This is a genomic window from Niastella sp. OAS944, from assembly GCA_024809215.1.
Classification (GTDB): Bacteria; Bacteroidota; Bacteroidia; order Chitinophagales; family Chitinophagaceae; genus Niastella.
Genome location: JANUBW010000004.1, coordinates 181,884 through 201,621, shown reverse-complemented (window position 1 = coordinate 201,621; position 19,738 = coordinate 181,884). Strand labels below are relative to the sequence as shown.

Sequence of the window (19,738 nt, the reverse complement as noted above, 5' to 3'; positions counted from 1 at the left end):
ATGGCTAAATATAAAAGTATTCAATACATAATTCTCCTGTTGTTACCGGTTGTAATGGGTTCATGTTATTACCTCGATAAAAAGCCCGACAACCTGTTAACAGAAGATATGATCTGGCAAACCCGGGCGAATGCTGAATCGTACCTTCATAACATATACGGCTACATGCACTATACAAATGGCGACGATTATGCCAGTATAGGAGCCGCCGATGAATCGAGCATAAGTATTCCCAGCACCAATGTACGTCAAATGGTTGCCGGTAACTGGAGCGCCGCCAGCAATTATTTTTATAACTGGGGTTGGTGGTATGTAGGCATCAGGCAAACTTTTGTACTGGAAGCCAACATCGATAAAGTACCGCTTGCCGAAATGAGCGATGATCTGAAAGCGCAGTATAAAGCGGAAAGTGTATTCCTGCGCGGATTCTTTTACTTACAGCTGTTAAAACAATATGGTCCGTTTGTAAAAGTAACGGGTGTGTTAACTCAGTCAGAAGATTATAATCAGTATCCACGCGCACCATTTGATACCTGCGTTGCTTATATAAATGAGTTGATGAACACTGCCGCGAAAACCTTACCCGTTAACTGGGGTTCTTCGGCTTATTACGGTCGCCCAACCAGGGGCGCCTGCCTGGCAGTAAAATCCCAGCTCGCATTATTGGCGGCCAGTCCGCTATGGAATGGCAATACCCGCTTTGCAAACTTTAAGAATCAGGACGGCACCTTGCTGGCGCCCACGCAATACGATGCCGCCAAATGGAAAACGGCGGCCGATGCTGCAAAGGCGGTGATCGATCTTAATACATATGAGCTATATACAAACCTCGCTAATGGCGGCTCAGGTTTTGATCCATACCTCTCGTGCCGCGATGTTTTTCTTACCAACTGGAACAACGAGATCATTCTCTCCAATAATAACTGGTTGCACTGGGGCTGGACAAAATGCGTTTCCCCCGGACCCGGCGGTTATAACATGTATAACGCCACGCAGAATGTGGTGGATGCATTTAGTATGAGTAACGGAAGAACCATCAGCGATCCGGCTTCAGGTTATGTAGAAAATGGTTTTTCACCTGCCAACGGCGCCAATTACTGGGAACATAAAAAAGGCGACTGGAATATGTTTGCCAATCGTGAGCCCCGCTTTTATGCCTATATCCAATACAATGGCCGCCCCGTATTACCGGCGCCATCACTTGATGATAAGAACTATTATTCTTCCGATGCCAATAAAGACGGTAGTGGCCGGACGGAGTTTTATTACAGTGGTAAATCGGGCCAAAAGTCAACAAGCACCAATAACCTTACCGGTTATGATGTGCTGAAGCGGGTAAATCCTTCTGACAATATTCGCAATGATGTTACTACGTACCGCCCTTATATTCTCATGCGCTATGCCGAAGTCCTGTTGAATTATGCAGAAGCGCTGAATGAATATGACCCCGACAATACAGATATCGTAAAATATCTGAACCTGGTGCGTAAGCGTGCAGGCCTGCCTGGTATAGAAACCGTGTATGCTTCAGCGGTGGGCAATAAAACCGAAATGCGCAAACACATTTTGCGTGAACGCGCCGTTGAATTGTGTTTTGAAAGCGACCGGTATTATACGCTGGTAAGAAGGTTGTTGCTGGAGAATACCGAAAACCAGACCATTTATGGGTTGAATGTAAATGCAGACGATGGCGGACTTGGATTTTCATTTACCGGTTTTTACCAGCGCACCCTTTTCCAGAAAAGGTATTGGGATAATCGCATGTACCTGTTCCCAATTGCGCAAAGCGATCTGGAAAGGGACAGGGCCCTTGTTCAAAACCCCGGATGGTAAACTGTTTATTTACGCAATTACAGAAAAGCTATGCTCAAAAATATAAATGCCTATATACTTATTGGTTGTCTTTTTTTGATGACCTGTGCAGTGGGATGTAAGAAAGAAAGCGGCGGTAATGGCCACAACGCCGGTGAGCCCATTGTAATAAATGAATTTCTACCTGTACAGGGTGGGGGTGGAACAGAAGTATTATTTACCGGTTCCAACTATATAAACGATACCAACCAGGTAACGGTAACCTTAAATGGTAAACCTTTAAAAGTGGTGGGTGTAAATGGTTCGCAGATCATGGCTGTTGTGCCCAAAAAAGCGGGCTCGGGTCATTTTGTGGTAAAGATAGGTGACGACAGTGTGGTAAGCACCGGTATTTTCAATTATGTATACACAAGAACGGTAAGCACCTTTGCCGGTGGCAATACCGCGGGTTTTGCCAATGGCAAAGGCACCGATGCCATGTTTAATTTGGGCGGCGCAAACTGGTACCGCAGTATGGGTATTGTGGTGGATGACAAACTGAATGTGTTTGTTGCTGACCCCGGTAACCATTGCATTCGAAAAATAGATAGCAATGCCAACGTGACCACGTTTTCCGGCACTGCCGTTTCGGGTTATGCCGATGGTAAAGGAACGGCGGCAAGGTTTAGCCTGCCCTATGACCTCGCATTAGATGCATCGGGAAACTTATGGTGTGCTGACCCCGGTAACTGGGATATACGCAAAATAGAGCCCGATGGTACAGCTACAACCTGGGCCTGGGGCAGTGAAGCACCCTGGAGTGTAGCGTTTGATAAAATAACAGGTAAGGTTTATTGGGCCGGTTGCAGTTCTCCCGGAAGCATTTATCCCATCAACGGTCAATGGTCGGTAGGTACGCCTATACTTACAGGACTCAATTATCCGGCAGGTTTCAAGTTCGATAACAGCGGTAATTTATATGTATCGATGCATGGTGATAATATGATCAAAAAATATAAGGCCGCAACCTGGACTTTGGCGGCTACTGCCGGCTCAGGCGTTGTGGGGTATGCGAATGGCGCTCCTTCAGTGGCAAAATTTGCTAATCCCTGGGGGCTGGCTGTTGATGCCGGTGGAAATGTATATGTGGCAACAAATGGTACCTGGGATGGTAGCGTTACCAATGCCGACCAGGCCATACGTTATATAGATGGCGCCACTTTCAATGTAAGCACGTTTGCTGGTAGCAGCAGCGCCGGTTATGCCGATGCGGTAGGTGAAGCCGCCGCATTCAGCGCACCTACCGGTGTTGCTGTTGATAAAAACGGCACCGTGTATGTGCTCGATAAAAATAACAACCGCATTAGGAAGATCATTTCTGAATAATCTAAAGGCTGACCTGTAAGGTGCGCCATTTGAGTTTGCATTTATATTAAGTGCCAGCGCTCCTCCAGGTCAGCCTTTACCTCATCTTTATTTATGAATAAATTCAAATTGTGCGGGGCGGCCTTGTTGCTCTGTATTATAACCGGCTGTAGCAAAAAAAGCAGCATCACCACTTCTGAAAACACGGCAACTGCAAAAACTTATTTTGTTTCAACCGATGGCAGCGATGCCAATACCGGAAATAGCAATGATCCGCTACGAAGCATTAATACGGCTTTAAGCAAAGCTGTTCCCGGCGACACGGTGCTCGTTCGAAACGGAACTTACACCGAAAAGATCGTGTTTCCCAAATCGGGCAGGCTCGATAAATTTATAACCCTAAAAGCTTACCCCGGCGAAAAATCCATCATCGATGGTACCCCGCTTTCTGTAACAGGCAAGGAAGCGCTGGTGACTATACGTAGTAATAGCTATATCATATTGGAAGGCTTCGATATCTGCAATTATAAAAGCACTACACCGTGGACGAACGTCAACGGAATATTGGTTGATCAGGGATCGAAAAATATACAGATCAAAAAAAACAGGATCTATAACATAGAGCATAACGTAAAACCCGAAGATGGCAGAAGCGGCCATGGCATTGAGATCATTGGCAATACCGATGTAATGATGAAAAACATTCTGGTAGAGGAGAACGAGATCCACGACTGTAATACCGGGTATAGCGAAAACCTTACTATCAACGGGTATGTTGACAGCTTTATAATAAGGAGGAATAAAATATACAATGCCGAAAATATTGGTATCGATGCCGCAGGCGGTTATTCGGCTAACAGCAATCCCGCTTACAACTACGCCCGCAACGGACTGATCAGCGAAAATGAATTATATAATATAGATATGACCACCGGGCCCATCGGCGGCGTGCATGGCCATGGCGCTATAGGGATTTATGTTGACGGCGCCAGGAACATAACTGTTGAACGTAACAAGGTTCATGAATGCGACCGGGGAATTGGTATTGTTAGTGAAAACGATCTGTATCCTACCAGTAGCTGCATTGTACGGAACAATTTTGTTTATAATAACTGGTGCACCGGTATTTATTTGGGCGGCTATCTCAATTACACTTCAGGGGGAACCAATGATTGTTACGTTGTAAATAATACGTTATATCAAAACAATATTGAAACAGGCGCTTTTGGCGAAATAGAAGGGGAGATCCGGTTAACGGAAAGATGTAATAATAATGTTATTAAAAACAACATCGTTTACGCGCGGCCTGTTGACGTGTTTATTCATAAATACACATCTACCGGAGCTAATAATGTAATCGATAATAACCTGTATTATAACTCGGGCGCGGCGAAATGGATCTGGAATGGTACCGAATACACCAGTTTCGCCGCGTGGCGAACTGCCTGTGGCGGCGATGGCGCTTCCACCAATGGCATAGATCCGTTGCTGGTGAATATCTTTTCCTCTGATCTTCATATTCAATCAGGTTCACCCGCAAAAAATACCGGTGTTGTAATAAGCGAAGCAATAAATGGCAGTGTTGATATAGATGGTAATCCAAGAATTATAAACAATAAAATAAGTAAAGGAGCACAACAATGAGTAATGATCGCAGAAGCTTTTTAAAGAATACGACGGCCGCTGCCGGCGGATTGATATTGCCCTGGTTAAATGGATTTGCCTCGGCAGATGCGTTAAATGATGATGTGGCGCGCGCTGTAGACAAGTCGAAAAAAAGAAAACAGGTGTTTAATATGAGTGGCTATGCGGCACCTAAAATACCTGTTGTTCGTATTGGCTATGTTGGTATAGGCGGCCGGGGTAGTTGGGCGGTTACCCGTATGACCAATTTAAAAAATGTTGAAATAAAGGCGCTTTGTGATGTGCGTGAGCCGGCGGTTAAGCAAAATCAGCAAACGCTGAAAAAAGCAGGCTTGCCTGCGGCAAAGGAATACTACGGTGATGACTATGCCTGGAAAAAAATGTGTGAGCAGGAAGATCTTGACCTCATTTACATTGCTACGCCCTGGCAATGGCATACACCTATTGCGGTTTATGCCATGGAGCATGGAAAACATGTGGCGGTAGAAGTGCCTGCTGCCTGTACCCTCGAAGAATGCTGGCAGTTGGTTGAAACCTCAGAGCGTACCAAAAAGCATTGCATGCAACTTGAAAACTGCTGCTACGATTTCTTTGAAACCCTTACCATCAATATGGCGCAACAGGGCGTGCTGGGCGAACTGGTACATGGCGAAGGAGCATATATTCATGCCCTGCTCGATGGGCTTTTTGGCGCAAGACCAAAAACACCGGATGATTATGCCGGCGAAGGCGCCTGGCGTTGGAAAGAAAACCAAAAGAATGGAAATCTTTATCCAACACATGGCCTGGGACCTGTGGCGCAGGCCATGAATATTAACCGTGGCGATAAAATGGATTACCTCACCTCCATGTCGTCGAACGATTTTATGATGGAAGCACTGGCCGAAAAACTGGCTGCCGCCGACGACTGGTATAAACAGTATACGGGTAAACATTATCGCGGCAATATGAATACCTCGGTTGTAAAAACCAATAAAGGAAAGACCATCATGGTGCAGCACGATATATCATCGCCAAGACCATATAGCCGTATTCATGCCTTGAGCGGTACAAAAGGTTTTGTGCAAAAATTCCCTTCGCCGCAAATTGCTTTTGGGCATGGAATAGCCAATGAAGCAGAAATGAAAAAACTCGAAGATCAATATACACCCGAACTGATACGCCATGTTGAAACGGCAGCTAAAAAAATAGGCGGTCATGGTGGTATGGACTTTATCATGGACTGGCGGTTGATAGATTGTTTGCGCAATGGTTTGGCGCTCGATCAGGATGTGTATGACCTGGCTACCTGGTGTGCGGTTACGCCTTTAAGTATATGGTCTGTAGCTCATCGCTCTAATTCAATCGATATGCCCGATTTTACCGGCGGCTCGTGGAAGACCAATAAACCCGTTGATCTTTCATTACGCGGTGGCGGTAATACAGAGATCGTAAAACAATAGGCAATAAGCAATAAGCAATCGGCAAATGAAATATTCTATTTGGTTCCTGGTACTGTTTATAAAAGGCGTCACTTTATTTTCACAAACTGATATTCAGGTTGGTTTTGGAAGTGTTGATGTAAGGTATGCTAAAAATTTACCGCCGGTTGTAACACAACAACCTAATCAGTCAATTGCCTGGAAAGGAGAGCGGGTGCATTTGCAATTGTTGGTCTATACAAAGATCTCAATAAAAAACCTGCGGGTAACAGGCCGTGCATTGTCCAACGGCAAAGGACAAAGCATTCCTGCTTCAGCCATTACAACCGGATTTATCAGGTATGTGTTAACCGACAGTCTGAATAAGGAAGGACACGGTTGTGGTATTCCGCCGGCATCTGCATCAGATTCATCACTGGTTGCCGATGGTATTGATCTTGTTCAGCAAAAGGCTGTAGCCGCTTTTACCACACAACCGGTTTGGGTAAGTATAGCTGTTCCGGTAAATACCGTTCCAGGAAAATACAACGGATTGTTGAATGTGCATTGCAATGGTGATACCCGTAAACTGCAGTACAGTATTCATGTAAAAGCGCATACATTGCCGCCTCCGGCACAATGGAGTTTTCATCTTGATCTGTGGCAAAATCCATATGCAGTTGGCAGGGTGTACGGGGTTAAAGAATGGTCAAAAGAACATTTTGATCATTTGAGGCCATATATGCAATGGCTGGCTGCTGCGGGGCAAAAGACCATTACGGTAAGTATGATCTATGATCCCTGGCGTGGTCAAACATATGACATCTATAAATCGATGATCGGGTGGATAAAGAAAAAAGATGGAACATGGTGGTACGATTACAGCGTTTTTGACCAATGGGTAAGTTTTATGCAATCGTTGGGCATTAATAAACTGATCAATTGTTACACCATGGTGCCCTGGAATAATAAGTTCTATTATTACGATGAAGCGCTGCAACGCGATACATTGCTGATAGCAAAAACAGGAACGCCGGAATATGAAGCGCACTGGCGGCCAATGCTCACCGGTTTCGTACAACATCTTAAACAAAAAGGCTGGTATCATAAAACGGCCATAGCTATGGACGAGCGTCCGTTGGAAGATATGCAGAAAGTGATCAGGCTTATAAGAGAGGTTGATAGTGGTATTAAAATTTCGCTGGCAGGAAGCTATCACCATGAACTGGCCAGTGAGCTGTACGACTATTGCATTGCATCGGCCGAAAATTTTGATTCAACGGTGCTGCGCAAACGGATCGATGCCGGGCTGCCTACCACCTATTACACTTATTGCTGGGAAGGGCATCCCAATACATTTACATTTTCCCCGCCAGCAGAAGCTGCCTGGTTGGGCTGGTATGCAGCCAATAAACAATTCAATGGGTATTTGCGCTGGGCATACAATTGCTGGCCAAAAGATCCTTTGCACGATTCCCGGTATAGCACCTGGTCGGCCGGGGATACCTATTTCGTGTATCCGGGTGGAAGTTCTATTCGGTTTGAACGGTTAGTAGAAGGTATTCAGGATTATGAAAAGATCAGGATGTTGAAAGATAAATATAAAGATCAACCCGCAAAGTTGCAGCCGCTGCTTGATGTATTAAAAATATTTGAAACAGCTGCATTGCAGGAGCAACCGGCGGCTATGCAATTACAAAAAGCAAAAGCAGTTTTAAATGCGTACTGATAAAAAAATGTACATGAAAGGTAAGGTCCCTATATTTTTAGCATTCAAGTTATTGTTGTCTGTATTGTCTTTCGCCCAGGCGCCATCGCAGTTCGTTTGGCGAAACCCGGCTGCCAATGATTTTCCGGTTGTAGAGGGACAGGCATGGGCGGCGGAAGTATCTGCGCCCTACGATCGTTTTCCCGCCCGCGCAGAAAAAACACTTAATCCCAATGTGTGGAATATTTCGCACAGCAGTGCCGGATTGTATATAAAATTTAAAACAAATGCAACCAGCATAGTCATTCGCTATACAGTGAAAGGCGCTTTGGATATGACACATATGCCGGTTACCGGTGTTAGCGGAGTAGACCTATATGCTATTGATCCCAACGGAAAATGGATGTGGGCGCCTGCAAGCCGTTCGTTTGGCGATACCATTGAATACCGCTTTGCTAATATAAATGTGAGCAGTGAATTTTCAGGCAGGGATTACGAATACAGGTTGTATTTGCCATTATATAATACGGTTACATGGCTTACTATTGGAGTGCCCGATAATAGCTCATTTCATTTTATGCCTTTGTCGCGCGAGAAACCCATTGTTGTGTACGGAACCTCTATTGCCCAGGGCGCCTGTGCTTCCAGACCCGGTATGGCATGGACCTCTATATTACAGCAACGGTTAGATCGTCCGTTAATAAATCTTGGCTTTTCTGGTTCCGGAAAACTGGAGCCATCTGTTATTGAGTTGATGCTTGAAATTGATGCGCGGATATATGTATTGGATTGCATACCCAACCTTACAGCCCGGGCGGGTATTACCAAACAGGAATTGGAAAACAGAATACTGATAGCCGTAAAAGCATTGAAAGAACACCGGCCTCATGTGCCCGTATTGTTAGTTGATCACAGCGGTGGTTCCGATATTGGTATTATTGATACAGCCGCTTTGCATGATTATCAAAATGCCAATGAAATGCTGCATTATAGTTTTGATAAAATGAAGGCAGCGGGCATTACGGGTATTTATCTTTTATCAAATAAAGAGATAGGCCTGTATTCATACGGAACCGTAGACGGATTGCATCCAAATGATGCAGGTATGATGGCATATGCAGGAGCCTATGAAAAAAGCATTCGTTTCATTTTGCATGAACAGGAGGGAATGTTAACTACTACCATTCCTGTTGTACAGAGCCGGGATGGTTATTACGACTGGCGTAACAGGCATAAAGAAATAATTACAGGAAATAAAAAGGAAGCCCCCCACATTGTTTTTTTGGGTAATTCAATCATTCATTATTGGGGCGGGCGCCCGCAAGCCCCTTTAACCCGTGGGGCTGCTTCCTGGAACGAATACCTTGAACCGGCAGGCGTTAAAAACTTTGCATTTGGTTGGGACCGAATAGAAAATGTATTGTGGCGTGTGTACCACGATGAGCTGGATGGCTTTCAGGCAGTGCAAGTGTGGGTAATGATCGGTACCAATAATTTAACCATCAATACAGATGCTGAAATAACATCGGGATTAAAAATGTTAATAGAAGCAATACAGGTCCGCCAGCCTACAGCTTCGATTGTGGTATCGGGAATATTGCCACGTAGAGATATGGAAAAACGCATTGTTACACTGAACACTCTGATTGCTTCCCTGGCCATACGGGTAAAAGCACAATACGTAAACCCGGGTACTGTTTTACTCAACAGTAAGAAGAAAATTGATGAATCCTTGTTTGAGGATGGATTACATCCCAATGCAGCAGGATATAAAAGATTAGCAATAGCCATTAAACCTTATTTAAAAAAATAAACCCCGGTTTGTAAAAATACTTTCATCTTAAATATGAATAATTTGATGCGAAAAGGTTTGTATGTTTTATTACTGTTAATGCCTTACTGTTTGTGGGCGGGTGAGTTTGACGGTGTAACCCAGTTAGCTAAACGAAGAGTGCCCTGGCTGGCAGGCAAGCTGGTATTCTCAAAAATGGCGCATGCAGAGAATAAAGAAGCATTTCAATTACAATCGAAAAACGGAAACATCATTATAACAGCCACAGGGCCCAATGCCGCTGCTGTTGGGTTGAACTGGTATCTGAAATATTATTGTCATCGCGCAATGTCGCATATGGGCGATAATTTATCACCGGTGTCGCAATTGCCTGTAGTAAAAGAAACGGTAACCATCGATGCAGTTGCGCAGTACAGGTTTGCGTTGAACTATTGCACCTACAATTACACCATGAGCTTTTACAGCTGGAATGATTGGGAACGCGAGCTCGACTGGATGGCGCTGAACGGTGTAAACCTGATGCTGGTAGCCAATGGGCATGAGGCAGTATGGCAAAATGTATTACGCCGTACGGGTTATACCGAAAAAGAGATCACAGATTTTATTACTGGTCCGGCTTACAATGCCTGGTGGCTGATGGGCAATATTGAAGGCTGGGGTGGGCCTATGCCGCAAAGCCAGATCGATAGCCGCAAAGTGATGGTGCAAAAAATGCTGGCCCGTATGCAGGCATTGGGTATAGAACCTGTAATGCCTGGTTTTTATGGTATGGTGCCACATAATTTCAACACCAAAACAAAAGGCCATGTCATTACTCAGGGAACCTGGGGCGCGTTTACCCGGCCGGCCATTCTCGATCCAACTGACACTGCCTTTAACCGGGTTGCCGGTATTTTTTATGAAGAAACAAAAAAGCTATACGGAAAGCATATTCGCTTTTTTTCGGGCGATCCCTTTCATGAAGGCGGTATTACGCAAGGAGTGAACCTGGCAAAAGCCGGCGCCGCTATACAAAAGGCAATGCAACAACATTTCCCTGGCGCTATTTGGGTATTGCAGGGTTGGCAGGATAATCCTAAAAAAGAACTGCTGGCCGAAACAGATCGCTCCGCATTGCTTATACAGGAATTGTTTGGCGAAAACACCAATAACTGGGAAACGCGTAATGGGTATGAAGGCACGCCTTTTATCTGGTGTTGCGTAAATAACTTTGGTGAGCGGCCAGGTTTAAATGGTAAACTGGAAAGATATACAAACGAGGTATACCGTGCTGGTACCGGCGCTTACAAACAATATATGAAAGGCGTGGGAATTATGCCTGAAGGCATTAATAATAACCCCGTATCGTATGAGCTGGTGTTGGAACTGGGCTGGCATAATAAACAGGTGGCCATTGATAACTGGATCAACGACTACATCGTTGCCCGCTATGGAAAATCAAACGATAATATAACTGCTGCCTGGAAGGGTTTTCTGCAAACTATTTACAGTAACCCCGGCTACCAGGAAGGACCACCTGAAAATATTTTATGCGCCCGCCCGGCATTACAAATAAAATCAGTATCGAGCTGGGGTAGTTTAAAAAAAGGATACGATACGGCGCTGTTTGCAAACGCCGTAAAAAGTTTTGCGGCTGCAGCCCCTTTGTTTGCTAAAAGCGAGACTTATAAAATTGATCTTATCAATTTCACCCGGCAGGTATTGTCGAACAGGGCCGATAAAGTATTTGCCGATGTGGTAAGTGCATACAATGAAAAGAATGTGGAGACTTTTAATAAGGCAACTAACGAATTTTTAACCTTGCATGATCTTACCAACGACCTGCTCGGCAGTCATTCATATTACAGGCTTACAAGCTATCAGCAACAGGCATTGCGGGCAGGCAATACGCCTGAAGAGAAAAGGAATAACCTGCATAATGCCATGATGTTGATAACCTATTGGGGCGAAAACAACCACCAGGAAGATAATTTACATGAATATGCGTACAAGGAATGGGCAGGCTTAATGACCTCGTTCTATCAATTGCGATGGAAACTGTATTTTGATCAGTTGCGTAACAATCTGGCTGGTAAAACCAGCCCGCCTATCGATTGGTTTGTTTGGGAACGTGAATGGGTAAAGCAACATGAACAGTTACAAATAGGCAATGAAACACCGCAACAAAAAGAAAAGCGAATGGCCTGGTGGACGCACGACCGGTTTGGTATGTTCATTCACTGGGGACTATATGCTCAGGCCGCCCGCCACGAATGGGTAAAACGCTGGGAACGGATGAACGACGAACAATATCAACCGTATTTCGATAATTTCAATCCCGATATGTTCGATCCTAAAACCTGGGCAAAACAGGCAAAGGCAGCAGGTATGAAATATGCCGTGTTAACCACCAAACACCATGAAGGATTTTGTTTGTTCGATTCAAAATATACCGATTATAAATCTACCAACACAAAAGCAAAGTGCGACCTGGTAAAGGAGTTTGTTGAGGCGTTCAGGGCCGAGGGTATCAGGGTAGGGTTTTATTATTCACTGATCGACTGGCATCACCCTGATTTTATTGTAGACGGCGTTCATCCGTTACAGCCAAAAAGTGAATCTGATTCAGATTATGCCAATATTAACAAAGGTAGAGACTGGAATAAATATAAAACCTATCTGCATAATCAGATCAGGGAAATATTAACCAATTATGGAAAAATAGACATCCTGTGGCTCGACTTTTCATATCCAAATCCTAACGGACATGGCAAAGGTAAAAACGACTGGGGATCTGTTGAACTGCTGAAAATGATCCGTAAACTGCAACCGGGAATTATTGTTGATAACCGGCTCGACCTGGATGAATATTCAGATGGGGCAGATTTTGCTACGCCGGAACAGGTGAAACCATCGGAACTGCAAAGCCAGTATGGAGGAATGCCATTTGAGACCTGTCAAACCTTTTCGGGATCGTGGGGATATTTTCGCGATGAGAACAGTTGGAAATCGAACCAGGAACTGCTTACCCTTTTGATCACAGCCGTTAGTAAAAGTGGTAACCTGATCCTGAATGTAGGGCCCACGGCAAGGGGGTATTTTGATCATCGCGCAGTTCGCGCTTTGGATAGTGTAGGCATATGGATGAAATACAACAACAATGCTATATATGGTTGTACACAGGCACCATCAATATACAAAGCACCTGAAAATACCTTGCTTACTTATAACCCGCTTACAAATAAATTATACCTGCACATGATGCAATACCGTGCAAGCATCACTTTGCAAGGATATAAGGGAAAGGTAAAGTATGCCCAGTTCCTGCATGATAATTCTGAAATAAAATACCAGGCAGCAGCTGATAATTCAGCTGATCTGTTGCTACAGCTGCCGCAAAAACCCAATATGCAGGTCCCTGTTATTGAATTGTCGTTATATTGAGAATGTCAACTAGTCTAGTGGGTGGCTAACGCAAACGGTTGTTCTAAATATAGATTGGTGGTTTTTGTTTTTTTATTTTTTAATGTTATATTCATGAAAATAAAAAAATATGAAAACTTTATCCATCCTTCCCATGCTGGTTCTTCTATTTGGATTTACAACAAAAGAAACCAATAACGGTCAACATTCGCTCAGTCAAAAAAGCTTTAAGAAAAATGAAATTAGAAAACATGCCGCTGTAAAACTATTTTACGATCCCTATAACATGCAAATCGGATACAATTCAGTGGCTCACACAATCGGTTTTACCTGGTCTACAGATGGGGCAGTTTCGATTACAACCATGTTTAATTTCGAATCGCATTTTATTTCGACCTTTGATAAGCATGATTCTTTTGTTGGCGTTGCGTTGCAGCCAAATGTATCTTATACGTATTGGTTTGGTGCAAAGAGATACATTTTTTATTACCCCGGTTCCGGATTTGAATGTATCATAACACAGGCTTATATATAGCAGAACGTTATTAATTTAAATCAAAAACGTCAAAGCATTCTTTTGCACCCGTATATGTACGGGTGCATTTTCTTTTAGTTTTATCTTTTCATCGTCTACATGTGCGTGTGTGCCTTTCCATTTTATTTTTACATCTTCCGCTCTTATGGTAATGAAAGAATACATCACTTCAGAATCCTTGATCTTACTATCAACATAGGCGGCAAATTTTTCCTGGTCTTCGCCGGGTATAAGTACGACTTCGAAAGTGCCATCGCCGGGGTGGCCATGCGGCGATAAAAAAAGGTTAGGACCAATAAAGCGGGTGTTCATGATCTCGGCCATCAGGTACTCGCCGCTATGATCTTCGCCATCTATGATCAGTTCGCAGGTATGTGGTTTATAGGAATGTGAGATGTCGTGCATGAGTTGTTGCGCCGCTTTTATCTTTTCCTCTTTGTCCTCTATCTTGTTCTTGCCTGTTCTTTCCATTTCCTGCATCAGGAACGGGAACAGTCCATATCCAAAACTTTCAATAAAGAAATCCGGTGATTCTTCTACATCGAAGATCTCACCTACATCGATGGCAGTAGTTTCAGGATTGCTCCAGGAGCGGATGATATCAATAAGTTCGCCTTTTATATTCAACGACCCTGCAATATTGTTGGCAGTGCCGCAGGGCAGAATGGCTATTGGTAACCGTTTATTGGAGCTTTCTTTTTTCAGCAGTTCTGAAATGGTTTCCTTTACAGTGCCATCGCCACCGGCAATCACAATAAAATCGGTATTGGGATCAATATTTTTCCATTGGTCGCCATCGTCTGTAGAACAATATCTACACTCATATCCGGCTGCTTCAATAAACCGTAAGAGCGTTGATTTAGAGTGTGCTTCGTCACCCGCACCGGGGTTGTGTATAAGATGGATCGTTTTCATTTCTTGTGTGTTGACCTGAATAACGATCATAAAATTATACCACCCGCCCTGGCACGATTATCACTGTTAAAATCTCAGGAACCAAGCTCCAAGCTCCAAAAAAGCACCAAATTCCAAACTCCCAAATTCCAGGTGAACTCCTGTATTTGAGGATTTGCATTTGTGATTTATTTGGTTCTTGTTATTTGTGATTTTTTAAAAAATAGCCTATGAACATTTTGATAACCAACGACGATGGAATTTACAGTCCGGGTATTGCCGCGCTTGCACGAATAGCTTCGCGTTTTGGTAAAGTAAGCGTTATTGCACCTGATGTGGAACAAAGTAGTATGGGACATGCGGTAACGCATTCCCGGCCTTTATCATTGAAGAAATCGCCCATTGTATTTGAAGGGGAGGGCATAGAGGCCTGGCGGGTGAATGGCACACCGGCCGACTGTGTTGCCTTGGGCAGTCATTTATACGCACAAACCGATGTTGTTTTATCGGGAATAAATATGGGCCCCAACCTTGGCAACGGTATGTGGCACTCTGGTACGCTGGCTGCGGCTAAACAGGCCGTGCTGTTAGGTATCAGGGGTATTGCACTAAGTACGCCGGTTGGTAAAACAGAGCCCGATTTTGAGGCCTTGGCGCCGTTTGTTGAAAAAACACTTGCGGTATTGTTTGAGAATACGTCGCTCGGTTTATATAACGTAAATTTTCCGCCGCAACCAAAAGGGTTGAAATGGACCCGCCAGTCGGTACGGTTGTATGATGGCAAAATAGTTCCCGGTGTTGACCCTATGGGCCGTAAACATTACTGGTTCACCGTAACGCCGCTTGAGCCGGCTGAAGAAGACACCGACCGCTGGGCAGTTGAAAATGATTATGTTTCTATTACTCCGCTTAGGTTGGATCTTACTGATGAAAAGAGGCTTAAAGAAGTTTTAACTAAGCAGCCGGTAGCTTAAAATATGAAGTAGGAGGTAAGAAGTAGGAAGTAGGAAGAACCCGAAATTTAAGGCTCTTCTTACATCATACATCTTACTTCTTTTTCTTAGTATTATACTCTTTAATTAAACCACTCAGCATGATATAAGTCTATAAGGGCAATTATTTATAACACCCAACGTTTAACCCTTAGACTATATCTTATGAGAAAAATTTGTTTCCCTGGTTTGGCATTAATATGCTTCGTCTTTTCGTGTCAAAAATCACATAACAACCCGGCTCCGGACAATCCTACACCCGATCCTCCGGTAACAAGTACCGATAGTGCTACCGTAACTGTGGTAAATGGGTATGGAGGCGGTAAATATAAGATCGGCGACACCGTGCACATTTGGTCTAATGCGGCTTCAGACAACTATGTTTTTGATCAATGGACCGGTTACACCAGTATATTACAGAATAGTGGTGAATGGCATAACAGCTTCGTAATGCCTGCACAGAATGTGAATGTAACGGCCAACTTAAAAGCCATTACCCCGTTCACACTGAAAAACGAAAAAATAAAAGGGGTCGATAATCTCAAGAACGTTTACTATTATTTTCCGGCATCACATAAAGGCACTGCTTTCCTCTTGCATGGCACCGGGGGCAACGCAACTAATCTTGTTATCAATTATGAATGGTTGCAAATGATAAAAGACCTGGTGGCTGCGGGTTATGCGGTTGTGGTTACTGAGTCGGAAGAATCTACGCTGAACAAAGACCTGAATGGCGATGGCGTTATTCGCTGGAAGCCTTCACCGCTCGACAGTACTACCAATGTTGATCTTGCCAATATAAAAGCCATTCGTGATACTTTTTATGCCCGTGGTTATAGCACACCGGCCATACCCCTGTATTCAATTGGTATGAGCAATGGCGGGGCGTTCTCCTGCTGTTTATCTTATGTGTATAAGTTTAGATCGGGCGTGTCATATTGCGCCCAGGCGTATAAAGTAGTGTTTGATATCTCCACCGTTCCGTATCAGTTTTGTATGGCGAAGAACGACGATCAGCCCGAGGTGGGCGCCACCGGTAATGCCGATGCGTTAACCAATTCAAATGGATTGAACAGTAGGGGCGTGTGTAGTAAATATTTTATAAATGATAAAAGCCCGGTGTATCCCGAAAGGTTTGCCCGCCGCTCTGATATAAGTATAGCTACCTCCATCGCGATTTTCAATGAATTGAAGAATAATAAATGGCTTACTGATAAGAATTATATAAAAGCAAATTCAGACAGTGTATCGAAAATAGCGCTGGCCAATACGGCTGTGTATCCGGCTTTTAATGCACTCAATTTGTTACAGCGTGATTTTGTAAAAGGGCAAATAGATGTGATGTTCGCAGGGCATCAGTTTTATAGTGATATGAATAAGACTACGATTAAGTTTCTTGGTAGCAGGTGTCAGTAGGAATATCGAATGTTGAACAGAAGAATGTAGAATGTTGAAGTGAAATACAAAAGTTGCAAATTGGAACTGTATTCACTTCGACAATCTACATTGAAAATTCGATATTCGATATTAATTCAGTTTCTTTAATTTCCGCAAATAATACTCATTCAGATCTGCCCATTTATAGTAGGGCCATTGATTGGTAGGCACCGGCAACGATACTTCTTTCTCATTCAACAACGCCTTTACCAAATACTCCGTTCCATTCGAATAAACGATCCATTGAATATTTGCGCTAAGGGGAATAATAGCTGCTGCCGACCAATGTTTATTATACTCATAAACCGATGCGGCCGGTACACTAGCCTGAGGAATACCCAGTAAAGTAGCAAATGGTGAAATTGCTTCGGCATGGGTAAAACGCAGAATAGCATCTTCCTGTTTGGTATGATCGACAATAGCGCTGGTGCTTTTGATAAAATCATTCAGCAAAGGTGCAGCTACCGTTGCCTGAATACCCAATGTGTCGCGGGCGGCGCCTTTTTCGTAAAAGTCTTCTGCGCCGTTAATGAAATCTAACCATTGTAATTGTTGCGAATTAAAAGCAATGCTAAAGTCGATGCTTTTATTGGTAAAGCCGTGTTGCTTCATTTCTTCAGTGATCGAAAACCGGCCGCAATACATGTCGTACAACCCAATGGTAAAATTAACAGGCTCTATTGCAAAGCCTTGCTTAAAGATGCGCTTGCAAATGGCCCTGGCCATTGTGGCGGTTTTGGCGTCTTTAAGTAATGAATCAACAGGTGCTGATACGGCAGCGCTTTTTTTATAAGCCTGGTATGCGGGCGACAGATCATAAAAACGCAGGGTGGTATCAAGTGAATCGGGGACAATGGTTGATTGTTTATTACCCTTGTAATTATTAAAACTGGTAAGAAAGGCCGAAGCGCTTTGCTGTGTTCTTACTTTATGGGTGGCTACAATTTCGAGTCCGTTTCCTTTGAATGCATCAGCATAATTGTTCAGCATTCTTTTAGCAATACAAGCCTGTTCTTCTTTGCCAAGCCCGGTAATGTTCTCGTAATTTTCTTTTTGAATAGCAACAAAGTGTTCCGTCATGCCAAGCAATTGCTGACCCAGCGGGGTCAATGCCTTTTGACTTTGTGCTTTGTTTAATATATCAAAAACCATTTGATCGCTGCCTGCCTTTGTTAAGAACCGCGATCCATGCCGGCCTACATGATTTACAAATACCGGTTTAAACCCTGCCGGTGGCGGCGTGTATTGTTGGGCCGGAGTAGGATAAGGAGTCTTAGTTCCGGCATACAATTGTTTGCTTTGTGCTTTAATCGATAGAAATGAAAGAATGATGCTTGTTACTATATATGTTCGTATGAGATATGCCATGTTACTTTTCGTTTTAACTCAAAAGCATTATTTGAAAGAGAGGCTCGATGAGTAGTGTAAATTTCCTGATCCATCTCCCTGATAAGCTCCTATATCAACACCCGCATCCGACGTGGTTGCTCCATAAGTACCACCTTGTGGAACCGTCTTTGATGGTTTAAATACATCGGCATTGGCTTTTTTAAGCGCCGGTGAGCCCGGAAGTAAACCAAAATTATAGGCGCCGGCGGTAATGATACTTAATGGCATAGCCGAAATATCCATTGGAATGGCTGCGGTTGTATAATCAAACTGGTTTACATCGTATGATGCAAAAGAAGGATTATTGCCTTTGGGCGATTCGCTGCGGATGTCGGCATTTTGTGTTTTGGCCACGCCGTCAGTTGCGTTGAACTGGTTGATGAGGCGTTGGTCGTTGGCGTAATAAAACTGGTTGTTGTAGTTAATGTGTGCTACATCGGCATCGGAAGTAACGCGCAATCCAAAGCGGCAGTTAACTACCATGTTGTTGTATATTTTACCCTGCGCGCCTTTTTCAAAATTGATAGATCCGCCGCGTCCCGATTTTACCTGACGGAACCCGCAATTGACAATGGTATTGTTGTATACGTTCACATTGGTTTGTACGGGACCATCGCCACTGTTCGAAACTTTAAATCCATTGGTAGCTGCACCAATAGCCAGGTTATAAGCTACATCACCAACAGTGCCGTTTTTAATGTTCAGGGCTTCGCCACCTGCTTTACCACAGGCCTCATAGGTGTTACGCATAACGCTGATCTTTCCATGCAGTATACGCATGCCATCGTCGGTGCTGCCATATACCCAGTTGTCTTCAAAAATAACATTGCCATTGATGTTAGTATAGGCAATGGTGTAGCGTGGATCGCCCGATGCGGAATATACAGCGCCGTCAAATGCCTGACCGGCAGGACCACCTGCAAATTCAAGGTGTGTCCATTTAATAATGAGGTCGCCGCTATTGGCGCCGCATTGAATACCGCCCCAAATGCCTTTACCAATGGTGCTGGTATTGCGTAGCTCATTTGCTACTGTAATGAAGTTATGGTTGTTTGGTGTACCCAAACTGATAAATGTTCCGTTACAGGTGATCTGCGGACTGGTGGTTGTGCTTTTGCCATCACCAAGGGCAATGAGTTTAGAACCTTCCAGCATTAATAAAGTATCGCCGGCATTGATAACAATATCTGATTTGAAATAATAGGTTTTGCCGCTTTGCAGCGTACCTTTTATGGTGCCACTCAACGTATCTGTAGTGATGGTTTGTCCGGCCGAGATGCGCGCCGTTGAAATATCTACGATCTCTTCTTTGTGACATGCGGTAAGTACCAATACAGGTAATGCTATGCCAAGTATATGTTTTATGTAATTGTTCATTGTGGTAGTATT

General features: G+C 43.9%; 13 protein-coding genes. 10 read left to right on the top strand and 3 right to left on the bottom strand.

The features are described 5' to 3' along the window. From GGD38_RS19260 to GGD38_RS19225, 8 genes are all read left to right on the top strand, one after another. Nucleotides 1–1,833 (top strand): RagB/SusD family nutrient uptake outer membrane protein, encoded by a 1,833-nt coding sequence (locus GGD38_RS19260; protein ID WP_375302017.1) that lies wholly within the window; start codon nucleotides 1–3, stop codon nucleotides 1,831–1,833. A gap of 30 nt (nucleotides 1,834–1,863) precedes the next feature. After that, nucleotides 1,864–3,177: an IPT/TIG domain-containing protein gene (locus GGD38_RS19255; RefSeq protein ID WP_375302016.1), complete on the top strand. Its 1,314-nt coding sequence runs from the start codon at nucleotides 1,864–1,866 to the stop codon at nucleotides 3,175–3,177. Nucleotides 3,178–3,270: 93 nt separating this feature from the next. Further along, a complete protein-coding gene (locus tag GGD38_RS19250; protein ID WP_375302015.1) occupies nucleotides 3,271–4,800 on the top strand; it encodes a right-handed parallel beta-helix repeat-containing protein in 1,530 nt (509 codons plus the stop codon). After that, a complete protein-coding gene (locus GGD38_RS19245) occupies nucleotides 4,797–6,242 on the top strand; it encodes a Gfo/Idh/MocA family protein (protein ID WP_375302014.1) in 1,446 nt (481 codons plus the stop codon). The genes GGD38_RS19250 and GGD38_RS19245 overlap by 4 nt, the downstream gene beginning before the upstream one ends. Nucleotides 6,243–6,267: 25 nt before the next feature. Continuing rightward, the gene (locus GGD38_RS19240) at nucleotides 6,268–7,929 is read left to right on the top strand and encodes a glycoside hydrolase domain-containing protein (RefSeq protein ID WP_375302013.1); all 1,662 of its coding nucleotides are present in this window, start codon (nucleotides 6,268–6,270) and stop codon (nucleotides 7,927–7,929) included. 13 nt (nucleotides 7,930–7,942) lie between these two features. Beyond that, nucleotides 7,943–9,721 (top strand): SGNH/GDSL hydrolase family protein, encoded by a 1,779-nt coding sequence (locus GGD38_RS19235; protein WP_375303864.1) that lies wholly within the window; start codon nucleotides 7,943–7,945, stop codon nucleotides 9,719–9,721. 33 nt (nucleotides 9,722–9,754) lie between these two features. After that, nucleotides 9,755–13,123, top strand: coding sequence for an alpha-N-acetylglucosaminidase TIM-barrel domain-containing protein (locus GGD38_RS19230; protein WP_375303863.1), 3,369 nt, complete (start codon nucleotides 9,755–9,757; stop codon nucleotides 13,121–13,123). 109 nt (nucleotides 13,124–13,232) lie between these two features. Then, complete coding sequence (locus GGD38_RS19225; RefSeq protein ID WP_375302008.1) at nucleotides 13,233–13,637, top strand: hypothetical protein; 405 nt, start codon at nucleotides 13,233–13,235, stop codon at nucleotides 13,635–13,637. 15 nt (nucleotides 13,638–13,652) lie between these two features. Here the strand turns inward: GGD38_RS19225 and GGD38_RS19220 are convergent, their stop codons facing one another. Further along, nucleotides 13,653–14,552 (bottom strand): diacylglycerol/lipid kinase family protein, encoded by a 900-nt coding sequence (locus GGD38_RS19220; RefSeq protein ID WP_375302007.1) that lies wholly within the window; start codon nucleotides 14,550–14,552, stop codon nucleotides 13,653–13,655. A 209-nt stretch (nucleotides 14,553–14,761) separates the two neighbouring features. Between GGD38_RS19220 and surE the strand changes: the two genes are divergently transcribed. After that, nucleotides 14,762–15,505 carry a 5'/3'-nucleotidase SurE gene (surE, locus tag GGD38_RS19215; RefSeq protein ID WP_375302006.1) on the top strand — a complete coding sequence of 248 codons (744 nt, stop codon included), beginning with the start codon at nucleotides 14,762–14,764 and terminating at the stop codon, nucleotides 15,503–15,505. 183 nt (nucleotides 15,506–15,688) lie between these two features. Next, the gene (locus GGD38_RS19210; protein ID WP_375302005.1) at nucleotides 15,689–16,939 is read left to right on the top strand and encodes a hypothetical protein; all 1,251 of its coding nucleotides are present in this window, start codon (nucleotides 15,689–15,691) and stop codon (nucleotides 16,937–16,939) included. 111 nt (nucleotides 16,940–17,050) lie between these two features. Here the strand turns inward: GGD38_RS19210 and GGD38_RS19205 are convergent, their stop codons facing one another. After that, nucleotides 17,051–18,328 (bottom strand): histidine-type phosphatase, encoded by a 1,278-nt coding sequence (locus tag GGD38_RS19205; RefSeq protein WP_375302004.1) that lies wholly within the window; start codon nucleotides 18,326–18,328, stop codon nucleotides 17,051–17,053. A 27-nt stretch (nucleotides 18,329–18,355) separates the two neighbouring features. Next, nucleotides 18,356–19,726 carry a hypothetical protein gene (locus tag GGD38_RS19200; protein WP_375302003.1) on the bottom strand — a complete coding sequence of 457 codons (1,371 nt, stop codon included), beginning with the start codon at nucleotides 19,724–19,726 and terminating at the stop codon, nucleotides 18,356–18,358. Nucleotides 19,727–19,738 lie beyond the last annotated feature (12 nt).